Annotated in this window: 24 protein-coding genes; 14 read left to right on the forward strand and 10 right to left on the reverse strand. The window is 46.7% G+C overall.

The window, feature by feature from the left end; translation table 11 throughout:
- Positions 1–305 precede the first annotated feature (305 nt).
- The 4 genes from QUB52_RS02355 (at position 306) to QUB52_RS02370 (ending at position 4,967) form a co-directional block, all read left to right on the forward strand.
- Positions 306–1,439 carry a hypothetical protein gene (locus QUB52_RS02355; protein ID WP_332972297.1) on the forward strand — a complete coding sequence of 378 codons (1,134 nt, stop codon included), beginning with the start codon at positions 306–308 and terminating at the stop codon, positions 1,437–1,439.
- Positions 1,440–2,022: 583 nt separating this feature from the next.
- Positions 2,023–2,529 (forward strand): LptA/OstA family protein, encoded by a 507-nt coding sequence (locus QUB52_RS02360; RefSeq protein WP_332972299.1) that lies wholly within the window; start codon positions 2,023–2,025, stop codon positions 2,527–2,529.
- A 347-nt stretch (positions 2,530–2,876) separates the two neighbouring features.
- The gene (gene lptB, locus QUB52_RS02365; protein ID WP_265233592.1) at positions 2,877–3,605 is read left to right on the forward strand and encodes an LPS export ABC transporter ATP-binding protein; all 729 of its coding nucleotides are present in this window, start codon (positions 2,877–2,879) and stop codon (positions 3,603–3,605) included.
- Positions 3,606–3,800: 195 nt separating this feature from the next.
- On the forward strand, positions 3,801–4,967 hold the full coding sequence (locus tag QUB52_RS02370) for an LptF/LptG family permease (RefSeq protein WP_265233591.1): 1,167 nt from the start codon (positions 3,801–3,803) through the stop codon (positions 4,965–4,967).
- A 166-nt stretch (positions 4,968–5,133) separates the two neighbouring features.
- Here the strand turns inward: QUB52_RS02370 and QUB52_RS02375 are convergent, their stop codons facing one another.
- Both QUB52_RS02375 and QUB52_RS02380 read right to left on the reverse strand, forming a co-directional pair.
- A complete protein-coding gene (locus tag QUB52_RS02375) occupies positions 5,134–5,280 on the reverse strand; it encodes a hypothetical protein (RefSeq protein ID WP_332972300.1) in 147 nt (48 codons plus the stop codon).
- Complete coding sequence (locus QUB52_RS02380) at positions 5,267–6,613, reverse strand: hypothetical protein (RefSeq protein ID WP_332972301.1); 1,347 nt, start codon at positions 6,611–6,613, stop codon at positions 5,267–5,269. Before QUB52_RS02380 ends, QUB52_RS02375 begins: the two co-directional genes overlap by 14 nt.
- Positions 6,614–6,936: 323 nt before the next feature.
- Between QUB52_RS02380 and QUB52_RS02385 the strand changes: the two genes are divergently transcribed.
- The 6 genes from QUB52_RS02385 (at position 6,937) to QUB52_RS02410 (ending at position 10,964) form a co-directional block, all read left to right on the forward strand.
- Positions 6,937–7,068 (forward strand): hypothetical protein, encoded by a 132-nt coding sequence (locus QUB52_RS02385; RefSeq protein WP_332971220.1) that lies wholly within the window; start codon positions 6,937–6,939, stop codon positions 7,066–7,068.
- Entirely contained in the window at positions 7,068–7,787 is a 720-nt protein-coding gene (pgl, locus tag QUB52_RS02390) for a 6-phosphogluconolactonase (RefSeq protein ID WP_265238401.1), read from the forward strand. The genes QUB52_RS02385 and pgl overlap by 1 nt, the downstream gene beginning before the upstream one ends.
- A gap of 206 nt (positions 7,788–7,993) precedes the next feature.
- Complete coding sequence (locus QUB52_RS02395) at positions 7,994–8,788, forward strand: FHA domain-containing protein (RefSeq protein WP_265238399.1); 795 nt, start codon at positions 7,994–7,996, stop codon at positions 8,786–8,788.
- A 97-nt stretch (positions 8,789–8,885) separates the two neighbouring features.
- A complete protein-coding gene (locus QUB52_RS02400; RefSeq protein ID WP_442923156.1) occupies positions 8,886–9,368 on the forward strand; it encodes an FHA domain-containing protein in 483 nt (160 codons plus the stop codon).
- A gap of 56 nt (positions 9,369–9,424) precedes the next feature.
- The gene (locus tag QUB52_RS02405) at positions 9,425–10,162 is read left to right on the forward strand and encodes a PRC-barrel domain-containing protein (RefSeq protein WP_265238395.1); all 738 of its coding nucleotides are present in this window, start codon (positions 9,425–9,427) and stop codon (positions 10,160–10,162) included.
- Positions 10,163–10,505: 343 nt separating this feature from the next.
- Complete coding sequence (locus QUB52_RS02410; protein ID WP_265238393.1) at positions 10,506–10,964, forward strand: FHA domain-containing protein; 459 nt, start codon at positions 10,506–10,508, stop codon at positions 10,962–10,964.
- A gap of 256 nt (positions 10,965–11,220) precedes the next feature.
- On the opposite strand, the gene QUB52_RS02415 is transcribed toward QUB52_RS02410, so the two are convergent.
- A complete protein-coding gene (locus QUB52_RS02415) occupies positions 11,221–11,799 on the reverse strand; it encodes a DUF1997 domain-containing protein (RefSeq protein ID WP_265238391.1) in 579 nt (192 codons plus the stop codon).
- A 211-nt stretch (positions 11,800–12,010) separates the two neighbouring features.
- Between QUB52_RS02415 and pheA the strand changes: the two genes are divergently transcribed.
- Both pheA and QUB52_RS02425 read left to right on the forward strand, forming a co-directional pair.
- Positions 12,011–12,958: a prephenate dehydratase gene (pheA, locus tag QUB52_RS02420; RefSeq protein ID WP_332972302.1), complete on the forward strand. Its 948-nt coding sequence runs from the start codon at positions 12,011–12,013 to the stop codon at positions 12,956–12,958.
- Between the two features lie 29 nt (positions 12,959–12,987).
- Complete coding sequence (locus QUB52_RS02425; RefSeq protein WP_265238388.1) at positions 12,988–13,632, forward strand: pentapeptide repeat-containing protein; 645 nt, start codon at positions 12,988–12,990, stop codon at positions 13,630–13,632.
- Positions 13,633–13,665: 33 nt separating this feature from the next.
- Here QUB52_RS02425 and QUB52_RS02430 read toward each other — a convergent pair whose 3' ends face one another.
- The 7 genes from QUB52_RS02430 to rpsL all read right to left on the reverse strand — a co-directional run bounded on the left by QUB52_RS02430 (position 13,666) and on the right by rpsL (position 21,291).
- Positions 13,666–14,604 carry a PspA/IM30 family protein gene (locus QUB52_RS02430; RefSeq protein WP_265238386.1) on the reverse strand — a complete coding sequence of 313 codons (939 nt, stop codon included), beginning with the start codon at positions 14,602–14,604 and terminating at the stop codon, positions 13,666–13,668.
- A 217-nt stretch (positions 14,605–14,821) separates the two neighbouring features.
- Positions 14,822–15,463, reverse strand: coding sequence for an LON peptidase substrate-binding domain-containing protein (locus QUB52_RS02435; RefSeq protein WP_265238384.1), 642 nt, complete (start codon positions 15,461–15,463; stop codon positions 14,822–14,824).
- 461 nt (positions 15,464–15,924) lie between these two features.
- The gene (gene rpsJ, locus QUB52_RS02440; protein WP_194011386.1) at positions 15,925–16,242 is read right to left on the reverse strand and encodes a 30S ribosomal protein S10; all 318 of its coding nucleotides are present in this window, start codon (positions 16,240–16,242) and stop codon (positions 15,925–15,927) included.
- Positions 16,243–16,580: 338 nt separating this feature from the next.
- A complete protein-coding gene (gene tuf / locus QUB52_RS02445; RefSeq protein ID WP_265238382.1) occupies positions 16,581–17,810 on the reverse strand; it encodes an elongation factor Tu in 1,230 nt (409 codons plus the stop codon).
- Positions 17,811–17,911: 101 nt separating this feature from the next.
- The gene (fusA, locus tag QUB52_RS02450; protein ID WP_332972303.1) at positions 17,912–19,984 is read right to left on the reverse strand and encodes an elongation factor G; all 2,073 of its coding nucleotides are present in this window, start codon (positions 19,982–19,984) and stop codon (positions 17,912–17,914) included.
- Between the two features lie 340 nt (positions 19,985–20,324).
- Positions 20,325–20,795, reverse strand: a complete 471-nt coding sequence (gene rpsG, locus QUB52_RS02455) for a 30S ribosomal protein S7 (RefSeq protein ID WP_006632196.1) — start codon at positions 20,793–20,795, stop codon at positions 20,325–20,327.
- A gap of 115 nt (positions 20,796–20,910) precedes the next feature.
- Positions 20,911–21,291 (reverse strand): 30S ribosomal protein S12, encoded by a 381-nt coding sequence (gene rpsL, locus QUB52_RS02460; RefSeq protein WP_096831142.1) that lies wholly within the window; start codon positions 21,289–21,291, stop codon positions 20,911–20,913.
- Positions 21,292–21,733: 442 nt separating this feature from the next.
- Here rpsL and QUB52_RS02465 point away from each other — a divergent pair, with 442 nt between their 5' ends.
- A complete protein-coding gene (locus QUB52_RS02465) occupies positions 21,734–21,937 on the forward strand; it encodes a hypothetical protein (protein ID WP_265238354.1) in 204 nt (67 codons plus the stop codon).
- A 160-nt stretch (positions 21,938–22,097) separates the two neighbouring features.
- Entirely contained in the window at positions 22,098–22,949 is an 852-nt protein-coding gene (locus tag QUB52_RS02470) for an Npun_R2479 family HD domain-containing metalloprotein (protein ID WP_265238352.1), read from the forward strand.
- Positions 22,950–23,160 lie beyond the last annotated feature (211 nt).

Here is a 23,160-nt window from a genome sequence, read left to right on the forward strand (position 1 = left end):
ATCGATCTTCCCTGTTTCCCTATCTTATAAAAATACAGTATTCTAATAATTGTGTAGCAAAACTAGGGCGCAGAGTATGAGGAGTGGCATTTCATGTGTTTGAGTCGGATGGTGCGCCGAACTCGATCGAGAAAAGGAGATTCCGACGGGGGGGTAAGAAGGGATTGACATACATGGGAAAATTGCGGTATTTTTCGGTTATATCATGGGTTGTACCGCTTCAGCGGTACAATTATAAGTTGGGTTGCTAATTCACAGTTAGTGTGTGTCATTGAAGATTGTAATGGGTTTTACTAAGTTATTAAATGACTAATTTTTTTGACCTAATCTCTTTTATTGCGGGCTTGATATGTATTCAAACCCTCTGGCAACTGTTTCAGGAATGGCCAAAATTTTGGGATGCCCAAGTAACTTTCAAAGATAAAGAGTTAGCCCAGCGGTTGGCTACATTTGTTTTGATACCCATTGGTGTTCTGTTGCATGAAATAGGGCACAGTCTGGCTACTTGGCAAGTAGGAGGAACAGTATCCACCTTCCAATGGCGATTCTATTGGGGCTATATAGTTCCATCAGGAAATTTTAGTCCTGTTGATTACTGGTGGATTGCCTTCAGCGGAAACCTTGTATCTATCCTTCTAGGATTACTCCCAATTCCTTTCATCCCCTATATCCGCAAACGAATTGTTGGAGAACTGCTTTATAGTTATGTCTGTATAGAGTCAATTTACAGTTTAGTAGCGTATCCTGTAATGTCCTTTGGTTTGCGTGGAGGAGATTGGGTCAATATCTATGACTTTACTGTTCAACCTTACGCATCGCTAACTGCAATTGTTCACGTAGGGTTACTGTGCGGATTGTGGCAATTATATCACAGCCGGAAAGCTATCTACTGGCGATTAGCTGGTAACCCCAATACCCTAGATACATGGGAGAAATTAAAGCTAAATATAGCTAACCAATCAAATGACTGGCAATCATATCTGGAACTAGCCTATTTTTTGCTGGAAAATAATGAAGTCCATGAAGCAAAGAAGGTTGCAAATAAAAATTTTCAAATTGTACCTCATGACAATAAAGTGCAGGTTTTTAGAGTAGCTATCGACTGCGCTAGTCGAGCATATCGAAGAGCGATTAAATCAGGTCGGCAATTACTGAATACTGATCTTTTATCTGAAGATCGACTGCGTCTTTATCGAATCTTATGCTTTTCTCTGTACAAAATACGCCGACTACCGGAAGCACTTTCCTACGCAAATCAGGGGTTAACGGTAGATCCTACAGACTATAAACTTCGATGTTATAGGGCTGTTGTGTATCAGATGCTGGGGCAACACCAAGAAGCAAGAGCAGACTTAGGTGTAGCATTAGAAAATGCTCCTGATGAGGATAGCCGCCAACAGTTACAACAGTGGCTAAGGCAGTATTTGAAACGGGTCTAGCTGAGCATCAAGGAAGCAGCCCAACACGTCAGTGCAGCAGACTGCTGGTTGGAGCGTCGGCGTTGTGAAAAAGGTTATTTGCAGCCGCTGAATTTTGCCGTTACATTTTTACCGACAGGTGAAACCCGATCGCGCTAGCGATGCGGAGCATTATCGCCCGCAACTTCGGACGATCGATCGCCAGCTTTCCCTATCCTAGAAAAATACAGCCCCCGCCAATGCTCAAATGAGATGGAAACTAATTTAAAGAAAGAACCTAATAAATCAAAATTTGCCGAACTCACTGCGGACAGCTAATGCCTTAGTACCTAGAGAGTTTGCCAGAAACTTCCCCAGGCGAGCAACCGTCAAAAAATTTGCAAATCCAGCAAATCAGCCAAACACGTCGTGAAAATGGCTATTGTCTTGCTAGGATAATTGGTTGACGCTCTCGGGCAGGTCGATCGACCTTACGGGAATTTTTCACGGCTGTTAAGATAAAATACCTAACTGATCCGGTGTGGTGGATCTAATCTGCATACGGAAAAATCTGAGGTGAGATAATAACCTTCAGTAATTTCACAAATTTTGAGGCTTGTAAGCTATGATGCCCTCCGCTAAACTACTCAATTCCCGCATATTCAAAGGATTATCGCTGCTGTTGCCGCTGACTCTGGCAGGCACTCTAGCCTCTCCCACTTACCCACAGGCTGCCCCGCCCCGCACTCTTTCCGTGCGATCGGACATTCAAGAAGCCGACTCCAAAACCGGCATCGTGACAGCCCGCGGCAACGTCCAAATCAACTATCCAGCCCGCCAAATACAAGCAACCGCAGCTCAAGCTCAATACTTCAGCCGCGAGCGCCGGATCATTCTCAGCGGAGACGTTTATGTATTGCAGCAGGGCAATAGCCTGCGCGGCGAAACCATAACATACCTTATCGACGAAGGGCGGTTTATTGCCCTGCCAGACAACCCAGGACAGGTAGAATCTGTCTATCTGGTTGCCCCGGAACAAGATTCAGCAGTCCAAAATACGATCGGGAAACCAGCCCCGGTTAATCCAAATCCCGGTGCTAAACCGCCCGCACCCCGAACAGCCCCCAAATAACAGCCTCCAATCGCAGCAAAATTTCGCATCCGCAAAAACATACTACTTGGGATAGATGCGAAATTTCGTTGTCTTAAGATTAAAAAGTTTTAGTATTTAGAAGATCGACTTGAGACGCGATCGCACAAGCCTGAATTCTGGAATTTAACTGGCAAGTGATCCACCTAATTAAACGTAAAATACCGATCGCTCAAAGGCTTGCTGTGTATTTCTTCTTTTTATGCTGAGCGAAGTCGAAGCACCTTCTACCTTCTACCTTCTACCTTCTACCCTCTTCCTTCTTCCTTCTACCCTCTTCCTTCTTCCTTCTTCCTTCTTCCTTCTACTTAAAAGTTGCCTCGGCGATCATGAAAATTGTACTCGAAAATATTCACAAATCCTACGGAAAACGCCATGTAGTCAGTCGCGTCAACCTTTCAGTAGCCCAAGGAGAAATCGTCGGACTGCTCGGCCCCAACGGTGCCGGCAAAACCACAACATTTTACATCGCAACCGGATTAGAAAAACCCAATCAAGGGACAGTTTGGCTCAACGATTTAGACATCACTAAATTGCCGATGCACAAACGAGCACATTTGGGAATAGGCTATCTCGCTCAAGAAGCCAGCATTTTTCGCAACATGACCGTGCGCGACAATATTTTGTTAGTCCTGGAACAAACTCAAGTTCCGCGTTGGGAATGGAAAGAGCGAGTCGATTTTTTGTTGGAAGAATTTCGCTTACAAAAAATAGCATCCAGTTTGGGAATTCAAATCTCTGGAGGAGAAAGGCGGCGGACTGAACTGGCGAGAGCCTTGGCTGCTGGGCGAGACGGGCCGATGTTCCTATTTTTAGACGAACCGTTCGCAGGCGTCGATCCGATCGCAGTTGATGAAATTCAGACGATAATTTCCAAACTGCGCGATCGGCAAATCGGCATCCTGATCACCGATCACAACGTCCGAGAAACCCTCGAAATTACCGATCGAGCCTACATCATGCGAGACGGTCAAATTTTAGCATCCGGCGCTGAAGAAGAACTCTACAGCAACCCTTTAGTGCGGCAATATTACTTGGGTGACAACTTCGTGCGATAGTCTTTGATAGCAGAAAGCAGAATTTTAGAATTGAGAATTTAACTTTTACAGTCCAGGACGCATCAAACCAAAAAAACCGGGTTTTTCACCCAATCTGCGGACTGCGGAGCGTCTTTTCGTAAAAAACCCGGTTTCTGACTAGCCGTGCGTAATTCCTATTTTAAATTAAGGAGCAATCAGCGAGAACGCGCAACTATGAAAATAGCAATGTCCAAATCCTTCAATCCCCTCAACTGGCTACCGAGAATTTCAGTAATGGACTGGTACATTACCAAAGAACTCATCGGCCCATTTCTGTTTGGTGTCGGACTATTTACATCAGTCGCCGTCACCGTTGGAGCCTTATTTGAATTAGTCCGCAGAGTAACAGAATCAGGCCTTCCCTACGGCGCCGCTATGGAAATTTTCCTACTGCAAATTCCATACTTTGTAGTATTAGCTTTCCCCATGTCAATGCTGCTAGCAACCTTAATGAGCTACAGCCGACTTTCCAGCGACAGCGAACTCATCGCCCTCCGCAGTTGCGGAGTTAGCATTTACCGATTGATCATGCCGGCAGTCATTATGAGTTTAATCGTTGCCGGCTTCACCTTTGCTTTACAAGAGTTAGTCGTACCCGCCGCTAGCTACAGAGCTACTTTAACTTTAGACAGAGCCCTGAAGCGAGAAAAACCGACATTTCAAGATAGAAATATTATCTACACAGAATTTCGCAAACCAGAAAAAGGCGGTGAAGAAATCCTGTCCCGCTTTTTTTATGCAGAACAGTTTGACGGCCAGCAAATGAAAGGTTTAACAATTATCGATCGCTCCACCCCTGGCCTCAATCAAATCATTTCTTCAGAATCAGCTACTTGGAATCCCTCAGAAAACACCTGGGATTTTTTCAACGGAACCGCTTATATAGTAGCTCCAGACGGCTCTTACCGCAATATAGTTAGATTTCAACACCAGCAATTACAACTCCCCCGCACGCCCTTAGATTTAGCTGCGAGAGTGCGAGATTTCAAGGAAATGAATATTGCTCAAGCTTTAGAGCGTTTGGAAATCATTAAAAATAGCGGCGATGCACCGCAAATTCGCAAACTCAAGGTGCGAATTCAAGAAAAATATGCTTTTCCTTTTGTGTGTCTGGTATTTGGTTTAGTGGGAGCCGCTTTGGGAACTCAACCGCGCCGCTCCGGGAAAGGGACAAGTTTTGGTATTAGCGTAGTTGTAATTTTTACTTACTATGTATTTGGTTTTATCACCAGTTCAATGGGCGTGAAAGCTGTTTTGACTCCGATTATATCGGCTTGGCTGCCGATCGCATTTGGCTTAGGAATAGGAGGATTGTTGTTGGGAAGAGCCGCGTCTAGGTAAGTTTTACCAATCAAATTGCTAATTGGTAATTAATTTCGGTTAAATCGGAATAATCACGCAGTGCGAGCGTCCCCGCTCGCGAGTTAAAACATAGTGCTGAAATCGCAAAAATATGATTCCGATGCGAGCGGAAAACCATATAACTGCTTAAGTTAAAACTGACATCTCAAAGCATTTTTTTATTCTTCCTTCTTCCTTCTTCCTTCTTCCTTCTTCCTTCTTCCTTCTTCCTTCTTCTTTCTTCCTTCTTCCTTCTTGCTTCTTCCTTCTTGCTTCTTCCTTCTTCCTTCTTCCTTCCTTTAAGGATTAGCAAAAGTATTAATTTCGCCGCCGCCAATATACCGTCCCGGAGTCAAAGAGCGAGGTGTAGAAAAAGGTTGCGGTTGAATTGGCTGCGCGTTCTGATTGGTGTTTTGGGGAACAGCTCCAAAGTTAGGCTGACCAGGTAAGTTAAGGCGACTCGGTTGAGGCTGTTGAAATTGAGCATTCGCTGAATTGGGAGAGAATTGAGGGCTAATTATCTTGCTTCCCCCGATGCCAGGGGACTGCCCAAAATTGGGAATTAGCGGTATTGGCGAAGGTGTGGCGACGGGAACTGCCACAGGTTGAACGGACGGTGCGAAGCCGGAGTCAGATAAATTAGTTTGGTAGGGATTTTTGGGTAAAACCACAGTTGGAGTCTGTGGAGTAATTGTGGAGATGACTGATACTCTAGAATTTAACCCGGCCAATGATTCAGGAACCGTAGCTGCTGGGTTTAAGAATTGTTGAGAGTCGCTAATAATTGTATTTGTCGGAGCCGCAAGTGGCGAGAGTGTCGCGGGAAAATTCACAGGATTTGCTCCAGCTTGAGTCGTAGCGGCGGTTGGCAGGAAATTTGTCGGATTTGTTGGAGAATCGGGGGACGGGGGTCGATCGAGCAATTTAGCCGAATTTGCACTTTTTACAGCCGCCGTTGCCGAAGTGTTGGCAGCGATGTATTTTTTCATGGCTGCTTGCAGCGGACTCAAAGCCAGAGGATTGTCGTTTTGTTTACCTGAATTACCGCTACCTGATGCCTCCGGTAAAGTTGCTTCCGTACCCGCAGACTCAGGAGCGATCGTTTTTATCCCGGAAATGGTCGCCCCACTGCCAGATAAACTCAAATCTGATGTCGCGTTTGAACTTGGCAAGTTGGAATTTTGCGGGTTATTGTTGACTGTCCCAACCGCAGAATTTTGTAAATTTGGCAAAGACAAAAATCTGCTGATTGCCGCCTGCTTGGGGGCTGAAAATTGCCGAGGAATTGTTAATTTGCGATCGCGAATTTCCTCGAATAAACCTTTGCTTTTGATTGCTGATGAATTGAATAAGTTCAGTTCAGAATTAGACTCATTGAACTGATTGACTAGCACCGGCAAGCTGTCGATTTCAGCCGCAATGGCGCTATCTTCAGCAGACAGCCCGGAGATCGAATCTGGGTTGTTTGAGTCTGCTGCTGCTTCGCCATCTATGCTCAACCTTTCTGGATTTACGGACACCTCCCAGATAAATAACCCGCCGGCACACAGCACGGCTAGCGGAGCCCAAACCGCGGGTTGCGTCCAGTGGCGCAACCGTGCTATCAGATAGCGGACAGATGTAGGGAATTTCTTAAAATTTGACATAGTTTTGCTTCCATCCGATCGTGCGGACTTAAAACTATTTTTCATAGTCTACCACATCAATCTTGAGGATTTTTGCTGTTTCGTGGTAAGTGCGATCTTCTCTTCTGCAAGCTTCGCTAACGGACTTTTGATTGAAAGTTGCGAAAAATATAATAGCATAAGCAAGAATCAACAAGGAAGTTGCAATATATATAGCTCATGAAAAGTGCAATTAAGAACGTCCTAATTCTCGGGCACGGTTGCTACAGATGTATGCAACAGGTGAAGCTCGATCGATCACTGGAAGGCATAAGTGTTGCCAACTAAAATAAAGCAGGCTAAGAATGATAAAATCTGACGCAAGCACGGTGTTGAGCCTGCGTGGGTGTCAGCCGATCGACCTCAAAGCAAAATGTCAAGGCAAAATTGACATTGGCAAGGAAGCAACACGAAGACGAAAGTTGAGAGAAAATTAATGAAAAAAGTAGTAGAAGTATTAGCAAATCGGGAAGAACTCATAGAGCGCTCTCTCGCGGTTGTCTTGTCGAAAATCCCAGCAGCCATCGCAGAACGCGGAATTTGTACGATCGCCTTGGCGGGCGGCAGCACACCAGAACCGCTCTACAGAGCGATCGCCACCCAAGACCTGCCTTGGGACAAAATTCACGTTTTCTGGGGCGACGAACGCTACGTTACCCCACAGCACCCGGACAGCAATCAAAAAATGGCGCGCCTCGCTTGGCTCGATCGAGTAAACATCCCCGCCAGCAACATTCACCCCATGCCCACAGGCGCGGCTGACCCCGCAGCCGACGCCTCAGCGCACCAAACCGAATTGCAGCAGTTCTTCAAAATATCAGAAGGTGAGTTTCCCGCTTTCGACATCATTCTATTAGGCATAGGAGACGACGCCCACACAGCCTCTCTATTTCCCGGCACAGCAGCCTTGCAAGTCCGCGACGCTCTAGTAACTGTCGGCAACAAAGACGGTCAACCCCGCATCACTTTTACAGTCCCCTTAATCAACCGCGCCCGGTGCGTCATCTTCATGGTCGCAGGAGCCAGCAAACAACCCGCCCTCGCTCAAATTTTTGCCCCCGCAGCCGACGCAATGACCTATCCAGCCAGACTCGTTGAACCAGAGGGCGAACTTTGGTGGCTGCTCGATGCGACCGCAGGCGAAGCGGTAAAATAGCCGAGACAGCTTGCGCCATGCCAATATAGTCAACAGTATCACTCACGGACGATCGCCAATCAGCGCAAACGTCACGGCGTGAGTGGACTTGCTAGTATTAGCTAAGTAGTATAAGAATTGTGGCTGTTAAAGTTAAAATTTGACTATATACACGACTATTTTTATGAGGCTGATTTGAAAATCTGGCCGATAGCAAGGAGAAATCGATGATTGTCTGTCCCAATTGCAATCACCAGAACCCCGACGGGGCCAGCCAGTGCGAGTCTTGTTACACGCCTTTACCCGTTACCGCCAGTTGCCCAAACTGCGGTGCAGCGGTTCAGGCAGATGCAGCATTTTGCGGTCAGTGTGGCTTTAATTTGCGTCCGGGTTCCTACGTTCCAGAAGTTGAGGTGACAGTACCGTCCGCCTCGCCTGTGGGCCCCACAGTGGTATCGCCACTGGTGCCGGACTTAGCGCCAACCGAACCCCTGACGATCGCAATGGAACCTCTAGTTACCCCAGATCTGGGGCCGAACTTGGAAAAAACTCCCGTCAGCATCCCTACGATTGCAGAACCCTCGCCGTCGCCATCGGTTCCTGTTACAACTGAATCGGTGGCAACAGCACCAAATACCTCTCCCCCGGTTCCCAACCCACAGCCAGCGGGTGTGGCGAAAACTCAACTGCAACAGCAGTCGGCGCGTCTGATACACGTTCAGACAAATACGCCGATCGAATTGCCTCACAATCTGGCTGTGATTCACATCGGCAAGCCAAATGATTTGGTGCCGCCGGATATTGATGTTTCGGGATTTGCTAATTCTGAGATAGTTTCTCGGGTACACGCAAATCTCCGGGTGGAGGGAGATGCTTGCTACCTAGAAGATGTAGGGAGTTCTAACGGCACTTATGTCAACAATACTTCCCTGCCCCGCGGAAACCGACATCGGTTGCGACCGGGAGACCGCATCTCTCTGGGGAAAGGAGACCTGGTTACGTTTCTATTTCAAATCTCTTAGATCGAGTTTGGATTGGGCTAGAGAAAGTCTAAAATCTAAAATCGCATCTTGAGGCGCTCTACCAAAACTCAATGCTGCCAATGTGATTAAGCTGACCTTGCTACATCCACTCCAGTCTATTCCCGTCCGCAGTTGGATCTTTGATGACGAACAGGTCGTCCGGATCGGGCGATCGACCGAAAACCACGTCGTTCTTTTTAGCGCTGTGGTTTCTCGTCGCCACATCGAATTGCGACGCAGCGGTATAACTTGGGAACTGATTAATTTAGGTACCAACGGCACTTACCTCGATGGTAAGCCGATCGCTAAGGTTCCCGTTGTGGACGGTCTGATCGTTCACTTGGCTCGATCGGGACCGAAAATTCAAATCAACGTCGATGCGAATCAGTCCTCAGTCCAGTTAGCACAAATTAGCGTCAAGTCAAGGGAAGCTAAGGTAATTGACGCTCCCTCGGAGGACGCCCAGATTAGCACGATTCCTCTTCCCAGCCACAAAGAAGTTGGCACTTCCAAGGAAGAAGAGGAGTTGACGGAGGCAGAAAATACTCGCAATTATTCGGAACAAGAAGAAGAATATTAAATCGGCATCTTTGGACGATCGACATTTTTCTCTCGCTGGCACTCAGGAGTTTATTTATGAGTACATCACAACAGATTGTTAGGCGCAGTTCGCTGCTCAACCGTCGCACGATCGACCGCCGCACGGCGGAAGAGGTCGGCAGGGTGGATCGGCTTTGGCTCGATCCTCACTCCCAGCGGGCGATCGGCTTTACTTGCAAGTCGGGACTTTTGGGCAGCAAAAAAACCTGGTTCGCTTGGGCGCAAGTTGATACGGTGGGCGAAAATGTTTTTGTGACGATTAACCCGGAACTCCCGGAATTGCATCAGCCGGAACAAGCTGTTTGTCCGATCGGGCTTGAGGTGCTCACGGATGCAGGAAATAAGGCGGGTACGGTGGTTGACTACCTATTTGATGTCCGCACTGGTTCTGTTACCGATTACCTGTTTAAATCGAGCGGCTGGCGCGGCGTTTTAGACGGGATTTACTTGCTGCCGGTGGCAGCTATTTCGACCATCGGCAGCAAGCGGGCGATCGTCTCTGAGGCTACTGTATCGGAACCGGTGCAGTATGCGGAGGGACTGCACCACAAAGTCGGGATCGTAGCAGAGTTTTTACAGGAAGATTTCGACAAAACTATCAAAAATGTGGCTGGCGTGAAGCGGGGGGCTCGAAATCTGGCGGGGAAAATTCAAGATAAAGCTCTAGAAGTCAGGGATGTAGCTCAAGAAAAAGTGGCAGAGTTGAAGCGGCAAAGGGATGAATCTGTACCGCCAGATCCGGCACAACCGCCAGAGTCCGATTTGCCCTCTTAGTGTGGCCTCCCTGATCGAGAAAGCTGCTACTTGCCGATCGCATTTTTGGGGCGGCCCGTACCAGGAAGGTCGATCGGTATTTTCGTAGGAGATTGAGGCTTTCTGTGCGAGGAATTCCACCGCTACTCAAAGCATTGTATTTTAAACGTATTGCATCAATAAGGAAAATGTTAGCAACTCAAAAAGACCTATGCTGTTTGATACAACCAACTATTATTTCATCTAGAATGAGTAGCGTCGGACTGATAACGCCTTTAATTATCAAATTTTTTGCGGTTTTATCCCAAAAATTAGCTCTTGAATTATCCCCGTTTCTGTCTTGCGGTGGAGTGTCAAAACATCAGTGATCACCTTAACTCTGCTACATCCTATCCAGTCTGTCCCGGTTCAAAGTTGGTGTTTTGAATCCGAATCGGTGGTTCGGATCGGTCGATCGAACGACAATGATGTAATTATTTACAGCGCTGTAGTTTCCCGCCACCACGTAGAGCTGTGGAATCACCCTTATGGCTGGGAAATTATTAATTTTGGCGCTAACGGCACTTATGTAGATGATAGACCGATCGCTCAGGTTTCATTAGCGGACGGGATGACGATTCGCTTGGGCAATTCCGGGCCGAAAATCAGGATTCGCGTGGGCGCGACGACTGTCCCACCGACCAAAATAACTCGGCCGCCACATTCTGAACTCGCCGACAAAAAGGACGAAGTTTCAAAAGAAAACTCAACTACTTGGTCTCAGACTGGGGGAATCATCGAAGACTATGAACATGGAGCGCTGACTCAAATCGATCTTGACTGACCGGCCGGTATCTATGCCTGCTCGCAAACTCCAACAAAGCTTCAGCACAATTCGATCATCTAACTAATATCTGGGCAATTGGGCTGATTTTTGCCCAAATATACCTATACATTAATTCATAAAACGAATTGCATAAATATTTAATAGAGCGGGTCAACCGCAGATAAACACAGATAAACGCAGATAAACGCAGATGATTTCAAGAATTGAGAGCGAGGGCAATGCCATGCAAGTCTACAGATTCTCTAGTACGAAATCAACCTTCTAAAGACAAGATTTGAGGAATATCACTCGATATTAACTCAGTTTCGTTGCTTGCCCACCGGCGATAATCTAAAAGTAACTGGTACATCAACCGCTGTTTGACGCTCAGCAGCACGCTCTTGAGCAAACCGTTGCCCGTTGCTTCTAAAATCGATTTAGGCGTCAGCCAAAACGGTGGTGGTAGCTCTACTTGCACTTCCAAATCCGCTTTTCCCTTCAAGTATGCTACCCCGCTACTTTGGTGCACATAAAGCTTTCCTTTAAGATTGAGAGCAAAGCGATCGTTTATATAATCCACGCCGAGAATTTCGCAGGCGACGGACTCCAAATTGATTGTGCCGTCCGACTGCGCCCACACTCTCATGTCTACTGTGGGTTGAATGCTCAGCATCATAAATTGTAACGGCCGCATTTTCAGGCGGAAACAGTCATCGCTAAGTTGCTCTGTGCGAGTGCGATCGACCAGAGCGTTCACCAGTCGCCTCGGCTGGCGCAGATAATGTTGAATGGGAACCCGTTCATCTGGTACGGCGATCTCAATGGATTGGAAAGCATTAAAGCGTATATACATGAGAAGATATCAATATATAGGATTCGTAAGCATATCTTAATAAACTATAACTTTTTTTAGGTGATATGAGTTGCGGGTTAACTCGCACACTCAGGCAATGTCATCCGAGAAATAACGGATAAAAGCTTTCGGTACATCACTAATTTTTTCATCATACTTGCTCGCTGATGAGAGTAAAGCAAACATTTGTAACGTAAAATTACCGATTATTATGAAAATTTCCTTAGCGAAGCCCTCGAAGACGATCGCACATCTCGGCCCTATAGGCACTAATGCAGAAACAGCCGCTCTATCTTATGCCAAGTGGCTGAGCCAAGAAACTAACTCCGAATGCACCCTGTGTCCTTATTCAACCATTTCTCAGGCACTAGAGGCATCTGCCTCTGGACAGGTTGATTTTTCAATTGTGCCGGTGGAAAATTCGATCGAAGGTAGCGTGACTGTTACCCTAGATACCCTGTGGCGACTGGATACACTGCGCATTAAACACGCCCTGGTTTTGCCGATTTCCCACGCGCTGCTGTCAAATGCTCAAAGTTTTAACGAGATTCAAAAAGTTTACTCTCACCCGCAAGCCCTAGCTCAGTGTCAGTTGTGGTTGGCCGAGTTTATCCCGGAGGCTCAGTTGATCCCAGCCAATTCAACCACGGAAGCGTTGCAGTACCTGGAAGATAGTAGTATAGCGGCAATCTCTTCGCCCAGAGCCGCCGAACTCTACAAATTGCCGATGCTAGCGAGCCCGATTAATGATTATCCCGACAATTACACTCGATTTTGGATACTCGGCCCGAATGCAGGAGAAATTGGCAACCCAGAAGCCGCCGATGAATCATTGATCAAATCCATCACCAAATCTGCTGCTACATTGATCCTTGATGCTTTACCGTCCAATTGTACTCACACATCACTAGCTTTTAGCGTACCTGCAAATATGCCGGGAACACTGGTAAAACCTTTACAAGTATTTGCCAGTCGCGGTATTAACTTAAGTCGGATTGAATCTCGGCCGACTAAGCGATCGCTCGGAGAATATATTTTCTTTATGGACGTTGAAGCGGATGCTTGTTCTACATTAGTGCGATCGGCACTAGAAGAGCTAAAAAAACACACGGAAACTTTAAAAATCTTTGGGTGTTACACTGTACTGTCAGTAGTATAATTTTAAATACAACTTAGGAGGCTAGCCAGATGAATGCGGATGAACTTCTGAAGCGATATGCAGCCGGAGAAAGAGACTTTCATGAAACCAACTTGAAAGAGGCTTCTTTGCGAGAAGCTTTCTTGATTCATATTAATCTGGCTTGTGCCATTTTGAAAGAAATCAATTTAGCTTCGGCAGACCTAAGTTGGGCGAACTTAATAGGTGCCAACCTCAAAAATGCTTGCCTGGTAATGACCAAACTAAAGGCGGCCGATTTGACTGGAGCAAATCTAACTTTTTCCAGATTGACAGGAGCTGACATGATTGAGGCAAACCTGAAAAACGCCAATTTGAGCGACAGCAAAATGATTGGTGTTGATTTGAGCGGGGCTTCATTGTACCGGGCAAACCTAATCGAAGCCAACCTCATTGATGCTTGCTTGGACAATACAGACCTCAGAGAAGCCAATCTAAGCGAAGCAAAACTGCGGGGAGCAAGTCTAAAACAGGCTAACCTGAAAGGAGCATTGTTGTATGAAGCTAATCTTCAGGGCGCCGATTTGACAGAAGCTGACTTGCGCGGTGCTAATTTGAGCGGAGCCTTTTTATGCGGTGCTAAGCTCGAAGGCGCTAAATTTGATAAGGCAACAAATTTAAGCGGAGCGATTCAGTTTTGCATCAGACAACTCTGAAATTACGCAATATATACGCGCAGAATTCCACAACTAAGGACGAAAAAATATATTATTCATTTGGCTGAAAGTGCAGTTAATTTGCTCCTGTACCTTGGCAAAATGAAGCTGCATCTTCAGAATCTCTTTTTTAGAATTAGCTTCAGCAATCTTACTTTCCAAAGCTAGCAAGTTGCGGTTGAGAGTTTCTACTCGCACAGTTTGGTCGTCTAAATCAATTTTTAGTTCTGCTACCTTATCTAACTCGATCTGCTTCCGAACCCAGGCCTGGCGAACCACATTTTCATCGCCTTTCTGAAGAGCTAGCAAAGCTCGCTGCTGCCACTGATTGGCTTGAGATTCAGCTTGATTGTACTGCCACTGAATGCGGAGTTGGGCGGAAATTGCACTGCCAACAGCCTGACGCAGTTCTTTGAGAAGTTCCTGAATTTCTGAGATTAACAACTCCCAAAGATTCATCAGTTCGCTGGTAAATTCTTCGCGTTCTACAGAGGCGACTAATGCTTCTAACAGCAACAAATTTGGTTGCATTTGCTGCATAATTGTCTCAAATATTAACTGTGCTTCTGACAACTGTCGATCGATACTTTTTTCTGAGACTGCACTCGGTGAGTTATTTAAGATTTTTTGAGTCCTGTCTGCCCCTGTTTCGGAATCTAAAGTTGCAGGTACAAAGGCCTGTAATTTTTCGCGGGCGATCGCACTCAGCCTTTCTCGCAGCAAATCGCAGGCCGCCCGCTGCACAGGCCCTGTTTCGGTTTGACAAATCTCGATCGCTATTTTTAAGCCTGCATCGCCGTAATTCAAAGCTTCCTTGAGGGCGGCAATGCGATGTTCGCTAACAGAACTAGACAGCCGATGTTTAACTCCGGCTAATCCGCCGAGCACGACACCGCCCACAGGAGGTGGCAGTTGACCTCCTCTAACTGCATCGTATGGTTTCGGTTGGTCGAGATTTTGTGACACAAGCATCTAATTTTGGAACGGGCAAGATGCCCGTTCCACAACAATAAATTTTTCTGTGGAACGGGCATCTTGCCCGTTCCTAGATATTTTTGTAAAAGGTCTATTAATTCTCAATTATTTAATCTCCAATGCGAAAATCTAAAATCGAAAATAGTATGATTTGTGTGTAATTTTGGCTTCAATGCAGGCAAAACCGATCGTACTTTTTGCCTGCGCTAATTCCCTATTTGAGCGTATCTTTCAGTACAGTCCTTGCTGCCAAGTGATTGCGAGTAGAGGTCAAAATTTCGGTTTCGCGTTCCAATCTCGCTGCTGTATCTTGCAATTCTAAAAGAGTTTGCTGTTCTGTCGCTGCACCGTAAAGATAGCTGGCTACCCAGTATGACAGTTCTGTGGGCAAACTGGGAATGTCATCCGGTAGGTCGATCGGCTGATCCATCAATTTGCTAGACAGGCGAACTACATCTCTCAGCAGTTGTTCGACTTCTTTGCCCAAAGATCGGAGGTCTTTTTGCGGCGGTTCGTCTTCAATCCATTCTACTAAACCGACTAAATAGGGTTTTTCCCGAACGGCATCGAGGACTCGGAACCGCTGCTGTCCGAGAGTCATGATTTTCATGCGATCGTCCGGGAGGCGCTGACAGTGAATCACTTCGGCGCAACAGCCAACGGCTGAGACTTTGTTTTGGTTGGGGTCCCACATGAGTACACCGAAACGGCGATCGCCCTCAAGAATCGTATTCATCATGATTCGATAGCGAAACTCGAAAATTTGCAGCGGCAGCGGTCTACCTGGAAATAGAACCACTTCCGGCAATGGAAATAGGGGGAGTTCGCGAACTGCTACAGAGGAGGAGGATGCCATTGTCGCTCAAAGGTGACGGTACTTGCGCTTCTTTTTCTTACTTTAACTGATTTGAGTAATTCTGGGGCGGGAGCGATCGGGCTTTTGCAGGGTCTTCGGGATCAACTGCGGGCGATCGCCAATCCTCTCAGCAACTGCTGCCAGCTTGAACAAGCCGTCATACCTTTAAAAATGATAAAAATTATGTTTTTGCTTAATTAACTATGTTACAGGCTATGAAAGCCACTTTACAATGACCATTTGTTTGATGGCCGCTGATCGATAAAATTTTACGTTTAATTGGAGCGATTTACTTACAAACCACTAACTACTGACTACTGACTACTGACTACTGACTACTGACTACTGACTACTGACTACTGACTACTGACTACTGACTACTGTTGATCGCACTTTCAACAAAAAGAAGGAACAATGTATTTTTCCATTGTTCCTTCTTTCTGCGTTTAAAATCCGTCAATCTACAGCTTAACTTCGATATCTACGCCGGCTGGCAAATCCAGTTTCATCAAAGCGTCAATTGTTTTAGCAGAAGGCTGGTGAATGTCGATAATGCGACGGTGCGTGCGGGTTTCAAAGTGTTCGCGAGAATCTTTGTCTACGTGTGGCGATCGCAGCAAGCAATAAATCCGTCGTTTTGTCGGTAGGGGAATCGGGCCGATCGCAGTGGCGGCTGTCCGATTTGCTGTATCTACAATCTTTTCGCAAGATGCGTCTAGAATTCGGCGATCGAAAGCTTTGAGGCGAATGCGGATTTTTTGCTGTGGAATAGTTGCCATTTTTTTTGTTGAATTTTCTAGGTTCAGTTTGTTTTTAGTTGTTAGTCAGGAGTCAGGAGTCAGTAGTCAGTAGTCAGTAGTCATTAGTTTTCACTTGTCAATTGTTAGTTGTTTTTTTGCTAACAACTAACTGCGGACTAATGACCATGCCCAAAAACGGTCTTCTCCGACTTTAGTCGTGGATATCCTAAAATTTTAGACTGCTGTTGAATATCCAGATTGAATGTTGCACATCAATCTAAAATCTCAAATCGACTGACTGATGACTCATCAATAAATAGCAGAAAAGCCACTAAATTTAATTAGGCTTTTCTGCTATTTAAAGCGTTAGCGGATTCCTACTTGAGGATTTTGGAAACAACGCCGGCGCCGACTGTACGGCCACCTTCGCGGATAGCGAAGCGCATTCCTTGTTCGATCGCGATCGGGTGAATCAGATCAACAGTCATTTTGATCCGGTCACCAGGCATCACCATTTCAGCTTCCGTACCATCATCAGCAGTGAACTGCATGATTGTACCAGTTACGTCAGTTGTACGGACGTAGAATTGAGGGCGGTAGCCAGAGAAAAAGGGCGTGTGACGGCCGCCTTCTTCTTTTTTCAGAATGTACACTTCAGATTCAAACTGAGTGTGAGGCAAGATGCTCTTCGGCTTGGCAATTACCATGCCTCTTTCAATATCAGCCTTCAAAATACCCCGGAGAAGTAGACCCACGTTGTCGCCGGCCAAGCCTTCCTCCAAGGACTTGGTGAACATTTCCACACCAGTCACCGTAGTGCTGCGAGTGTCCTTAAGACCAATAATTTCGACTGTTTCGCCGACTTTGACTTTGCCACGTTCAATCCGACCAGTCGCCACAGTACCCCGACCAGTAATCGAGAATACGTCTTCTACAGCCATCAAGAAAGGCTTATCAATTTCGCGTTCTGGAGTAGGGATGTAAGAATCCACTGATTCCATCAGCTTGTAAATCTTGTCAACCCACTCATTCTCGCCTTGTTTGGTTTTGGGATTAGCAAGCATCGCTTCGAGAGCTTTCAATCCCGAACCGGTCACGATGGGGATGTCATCGCCAGGAAAATCGTAGGAACTCAACAGTTCACGAACTTCCATTTCTACCAATTCCAACAGTTCAGCGTCATCCACCATGTCTTCCTTGTTCAAGAAGACAACCAAGCTGGGAACGCCAACTTGCTTAGCTAGCAGGATGTGTTCGCGAGTTTGAGGCATGGGGCCATCTGCTGCTGACACTACTAGGATGCCGCCGTCCATTTGAGCAGCACCGGTGATCATGTTCTTCACATAGTCAGCGTGTCCGGGACAGTCTACGTGAGCGTAGTGGCGACCTGTAGTTTCGTATTCTACGTGAGCGGTATTAATTGTAATACCGCGTGCTTTTTCTTCTGGCGCAGCGTCGATGTCGGCGTAGTTTTTACCCTTAGCCTGACCCAGTGCAGAAAGAGTCATCGTAATCGCCGCGGTCAAAGTTGTTTTGCCGTGGTCAACGTGACCGATGGTGCCGATGTTTACGTGGGGTTTAGTCCGTTCAAATTTTGCGCGTGCCATTCTCGATCTGTTCCTTGTTTTTTTTAGCGATTTTAGACTTGAGATTTTAGATTCTCGATTTTGGATTCAATCCAAAATCCAAAATCTAAAATCCAAAATCATTAGTTCCCTTTGTTTTTCGCGATAATGGCTTCAGCCACATTTCGCGGCACTTCTTCGTAATGGCTGAATTCCATTGTGAAGATGCCTCGACCTTGGGTTTTTGAGCGGATATCGGTAGCGTAACCAAACATTTCTGCTAGTGGAACTTTGACAGAAACTTTGGCAATTCCCTGATCCGTCTCTTGACCCTCGATCTGACCCCGACGCGAGTTGAGGTCTCCGATGACGTTCCCGATGTAATCTTCGGGAACTTCAACCTCTACCTTCATCATAGGCTCTAGTAGCACTGGCGACGCCTTCATCACGGCTTCTTTGATCGCCATTGAACCGGCGATCTTAAATGCCATTTCTGAGGAGTCTACGTCGTGGAAAGACCCGTCTACCATAGTAGCTTTGAGGTCAATCACGGGATATCCTGCTACAATACCCGATTCGCAGGCTTCTTTCATCCCCTGTCCTGCCGGCCCGATGTACTCTTTGGGTACAGTGCCGCCGACTATTTTGGAGACAAATTCAAAGCCAGTTCCGACTTCGGTGGGTTCTAGTTCGATCACGACGTGACCGTACTGACCTTTACCGCCACTTTGGCGGATAAATTTACCTTCGGCGCGGACGGCTTTGCGAATGGTTTCGCGGTAGGCTACTTGTGGCTGACCCACGTTGGCTTCTACTTTGAATTCCCGCAGCATTCTGTCTACCAGGATTTCCAGGTGCAGTTCGCCCATGCCGGCGATGACTGTCTGGTTGGTTTCTGGGTCAACGTTGACTCGGAAGGTGGGGTCTTCTTCCGAGAGCGACTGGAGGGCTTTGGAGAGCTTCTCCATGTCTTGTTTGGTTTTGGGTTCGACAGCCACGGAGATGACTGGCTCTGGAATAAACAGGGATTCCAGAATCACTGCCGATCCTTCTTCGCAGAGGGTGTCGCCGGTGAAGGTGTCTTTCAAACCCAAGGCTGCTCCCAAGTCTCCGGCCCGGAGTTCCTCAACTTCTATCCGATCGTCGGCTTTAAGGACAATTAAGCGAGAAACCCGCTCTTTTTTGTCTTTGGTGGAGTTGAGGACGTAGGTTCCTTTTTTCAGGATACCGGAGTATACCCGAACAAAGGTCAGGCGGCCGTAAGGGTCTGCCATGATTTTGAATGCCAGGGCTGACAGGGGCGCGTTGTCGTCTGCTGCTCGCTCTGCGGTGTCGCCGTTGGGCAGTAGTCCTTGAATTGGGGGAACTTCCAAGGGCGACGGCAGATAGTCTATCACTCCATCCAACAAAAGCTGAACGCCTTTGTTTTTGAAGGCAGAACCACACAGTACGGGGACTATTGCCCCGGATATTGTCCCTCGACGCAGGGAATGGCGGATTTCGGCTTCCGTTAGTTCTTCGCCTTCGAGGTATTTTGCCGTGAGGGCGTCGCTAGTTTCTGCTACGGATTCGATCAGCTTGGTGCGATATTCTGCTGCGAGTTCTTTTACCTCATCGGGGATTTCTATTTCCTCGATGTCGGTGCCGGTGTTGTTGTTGTAGATGTAGGCTTTCATTTGCACTAGATCTACAATTCCCCGGAAGTTTTCTTCGCTGCCGATCGGGATTTGGACGGGTACGGCATTCGCTCTCATCCGATCGCAAATTTGGGCGTGGACTTTATAAAAGTTTGCACCCATTCGATCCATTTTGTTGACGAACACAATCCGGGGTACATGATACCTATCGGCTTGTCGCCAAACTGTTTCCGATTGTGGCTGCACTCCGCCTACCGAGCAGAAAACGGCTATCACTCCGTCGAGCACTCGCATCGATCGTTCGACTTCGATCGTGAAGTCTACGTGTCCTGGAGTGTCGATGATGTTGATTTTGTAATCTTTCCAACTGGTGGTTATAGCGGCGGCAGTAATCGTAATTCCCCGCTCCCGCTCTTGCTCCATCCAGTCAGTGACTGCTGTCCCCTCGTGCACTTCACCCATTTTGTGAACCATGCCAGAATAGAACAGAATCCTTTCTGTTGTCGTTGTTTTGCCCGCATCTATGTGGGCTGCGATGCCGATGTTGCGAGTTTTTTCTAGCGGGACGATACGTGCCACAGCTATCTCCTTTGATTTTGTGTTGCTGTTATAATACTATTATACTACACAGAACCTTATTTTGCACTCCCAATCGACTTACAAGATAAGTATATTGAGTTTATTGTTACATTTTAATACTTTTTGCAACATTTGTTTGCAAAAATATTAACTATGCGACATGGAGGATTCAGAGAATGTGTGAATTTTCACTTTGGGAGTTTTGAGTTTGCTTCACTAATGGCCGGCAGCATTGCCCCAGGGAAAGCAATCTCAATAACTCAAAATTGACACTTTTCGATTGATCGCCCGATGCTTTTATGCCGCACGATCGACCTCTGATCCATGCCCGATTTGGCAATTAGTACCGGTAGTGAGCAAAAGCCTTGTTAGCTTCGGCCATACGGTGTGTTTCTTCGCGCTTGCGAATAGCACTGCCGGTTTCGTTAGCTGCATCCATCAGTTCGTTAGCCAGCTTGGCTGCCATCGAGCGGCCTGTGCGGGCACGGGCAAATCTGATCAGCCAGCGGAGGGCGAGGGTGGTTCCGCGATCGGAACGTACTTCCATCGGCACTTGGTAGGTGGCGCCACCTACCCGGCGGGCTTTGACTTCTACCAGGGGTGTAGCGTTTTTGACTGCTTTTTCAAACAAGTCTAACGGCTCAGCTCCTGTGCGTTCTTGGATGGTTTTTAGGGCGTCGTAGACGATGCTGGAGGCAACGGATTTTTTGCCGTGCTGCATGATCCGTCTCACCATCATGCTTACCAACCGGCTGTTGTAAGTTGGATCTGGCGGAACTGGACGTTTTTGAATAACTGTGCGGCGAGACATAGTTCTATTTGGGATTTTTGATTTTGATTGATTGAATTTGGGGTTTTCGGCTCAAATCTCGATCGACAGATCAGACTTAATTTTTGCTTTTTCACCCCGGCGGGCGATAGCCGTGTTATTTTTTCGCTTTGGGACGCTTAGCACCATACTTGGAACGACCTTGTTTGCGGTCTTTCACCCCGGCGGTGTCTAATGTACCGCGAATGATGTGATATCTAACTCCGGGTAAATCTTTTACCCGACCGCCGCGGATCATTACTACTGAGTGTTCTTGCAAGTTGTGACCGATACCGGGGATGTAGGCTGTCACTTCAAAACCAGATGTCAGCCGTACCCGAGCCACTTTCCGCAGCGCCGAGTTAGGTTTTTTCGGGGTGGTCGTGTAGACTCTGGTGCAAACTCCGCGGCGCTGGGGGCAACTCTTGAGAGCTGGCGATTTGGTTTTTTTCTGCGTTTGTTCCCGTGCTGAACGGATGAGTTGCTGAATAGTGGGCATGAGTTACGGCATTTCTAGCTTTTTGCTGAATATAGTGATTTGGCGGCATCCGCACTGAAAGTCCCTTCCCCTCTAGGGGGATGGGATAAATGAAAATAATTATGGGTAAGTGAGGATACCAGACTCTATATATTACACGACTAGAGTTTTTTTGGCAAGAAATTTGCCGCAGCAGGCGATCGAACTTCCTTGCCAGAGTTAGAACGTGGCGACCACAACAGGCGAATGGTATGTGACATAATATAATTTAGGCGCAACTGTCATACAGGCCACAGCCGTCAGTAAAATTTGTGGCGATCGATATTTCGATCGCATCACCATTTTCCGCAGACGCCCATCAACTGAGTGCGTGCGATCGCATCACAGCCTCAGAGAGATCGACATCACATAAAGTTATATAAAATTAGCTGACAATAAGCAATATACATTCAGTTGACCGCAGATGAAAACCCAAGCTTATATTCCTGAAAGCATAATTTCCGAACTTTACTTGAACATTTGGAAATCCGGTAAGATCGATAGGACTGTGTTCCACCAAATTCAATACGAAATTAATTCTCAGAGTTTAAGAAGCTCAGACGATGGAAAAATTGTCAGTAGGCTGCTCTATGCAGTGCGGCGGGGATGGCTTTCAGTCATGGACTGAGTTGCTTGGGAGTGTTGAGATTCCCCCAAAGGCAAGCGCGAACAATGCACGCGAGTGAATTAATTTTGAGTTCCGAGTTACAATCTCATCCATAATATTAGAGAGACTCAAAATAGATTCACCGCTCTTGAAAGGCAATATTAAAGTAAAAGGACAGGGTATGTTTAATTATACAGAACTGCTGATCGAGGCTTTCATAAAACAACTGGAGAACGGATACAGTCGCACTTACGGAGGCTACAAATCAGACTATGCCGACATTATTGCCTGGGTGGGGGCAATGGCACTAGAAAACATCGCCAGCAGCGATGCTCTTTATCACAATGTAGAACACGCGATTTGCATTACATTAGTCGGCCAAGAAATCTTGCGTGGGAAACACATTCGCAAGGGCGGAGTATCCTGCGAAAACTGGCTGCACTACATCATTTCTTTGCTGTGCCAAGATATCGGATATGTCAAAGGAGTTTGTCGGCAAGACCAAACATCAGAAGGATTGTATGCTACCGGAAAAGATGGCATGAGAATTGCACTTGCTCCCGGTGCAACAGCCGCCAGCTTAGCTCCTTACCGAGTTGACAGAGCCAAACTTTTTATTGACGAACGCTTCGGCAACCACAAGCTAATTAATGCTGAGATAATTAAGCAGAACATAGAACAGACTCGTTTCTCGGTGCTTGACGGAAACATTGACGAAGATGCAGTTAATTATTCTAATTTAGTTCGCGGTGCTGACTTGATAGGTCAGCTCAGCAACCCGCAATATTTGCAGAAAATTGGCGCGCTGTTTTACGAGTTGGAAGAAAGCGGTGCTACTAAAATTTTGGGATACCGGCATCCGGGCGACTTGCTACAAAGCTACTCTAAGTTTTACTGGAGCGGCATTTATCCTCACATCAGCGAATCTCTCGGTTACTTGCAATTGACCCAAGAAGGCAAACAGATTGTTGCTAGTTTGTACGCTAACGTATTTCGGATGGAACACCAACGTTCCGATTCTGAAGTTGCTTGAGTACAAGTGAAGTCAGTTGTCAGTTGACAGTTGTCAGTTGTCAGTTGTCAGTTGACAGTTGTCAGTTGACAGTTGTCAGTTGTCAGTTGACAGTTGTCAGTTGACAGTTGTCATTGGTCAGTTGTCATTCAGGGCGAACGCATCTAAATTTTATGTTAGCAGAACCTGGTATATTGGAGAATGATTATTGAGTGCCTACCAAATATTTAAT

The sequence above is a fragment of the Microcoleus sp. A6-C6 genome (assembly GCF_036705955.1).
Lineage (GTDB): Bacteria > Cyanobacteriota > Cyanobacteriia > Cyanobacteriales > Microcoleaceae > Microcoleus.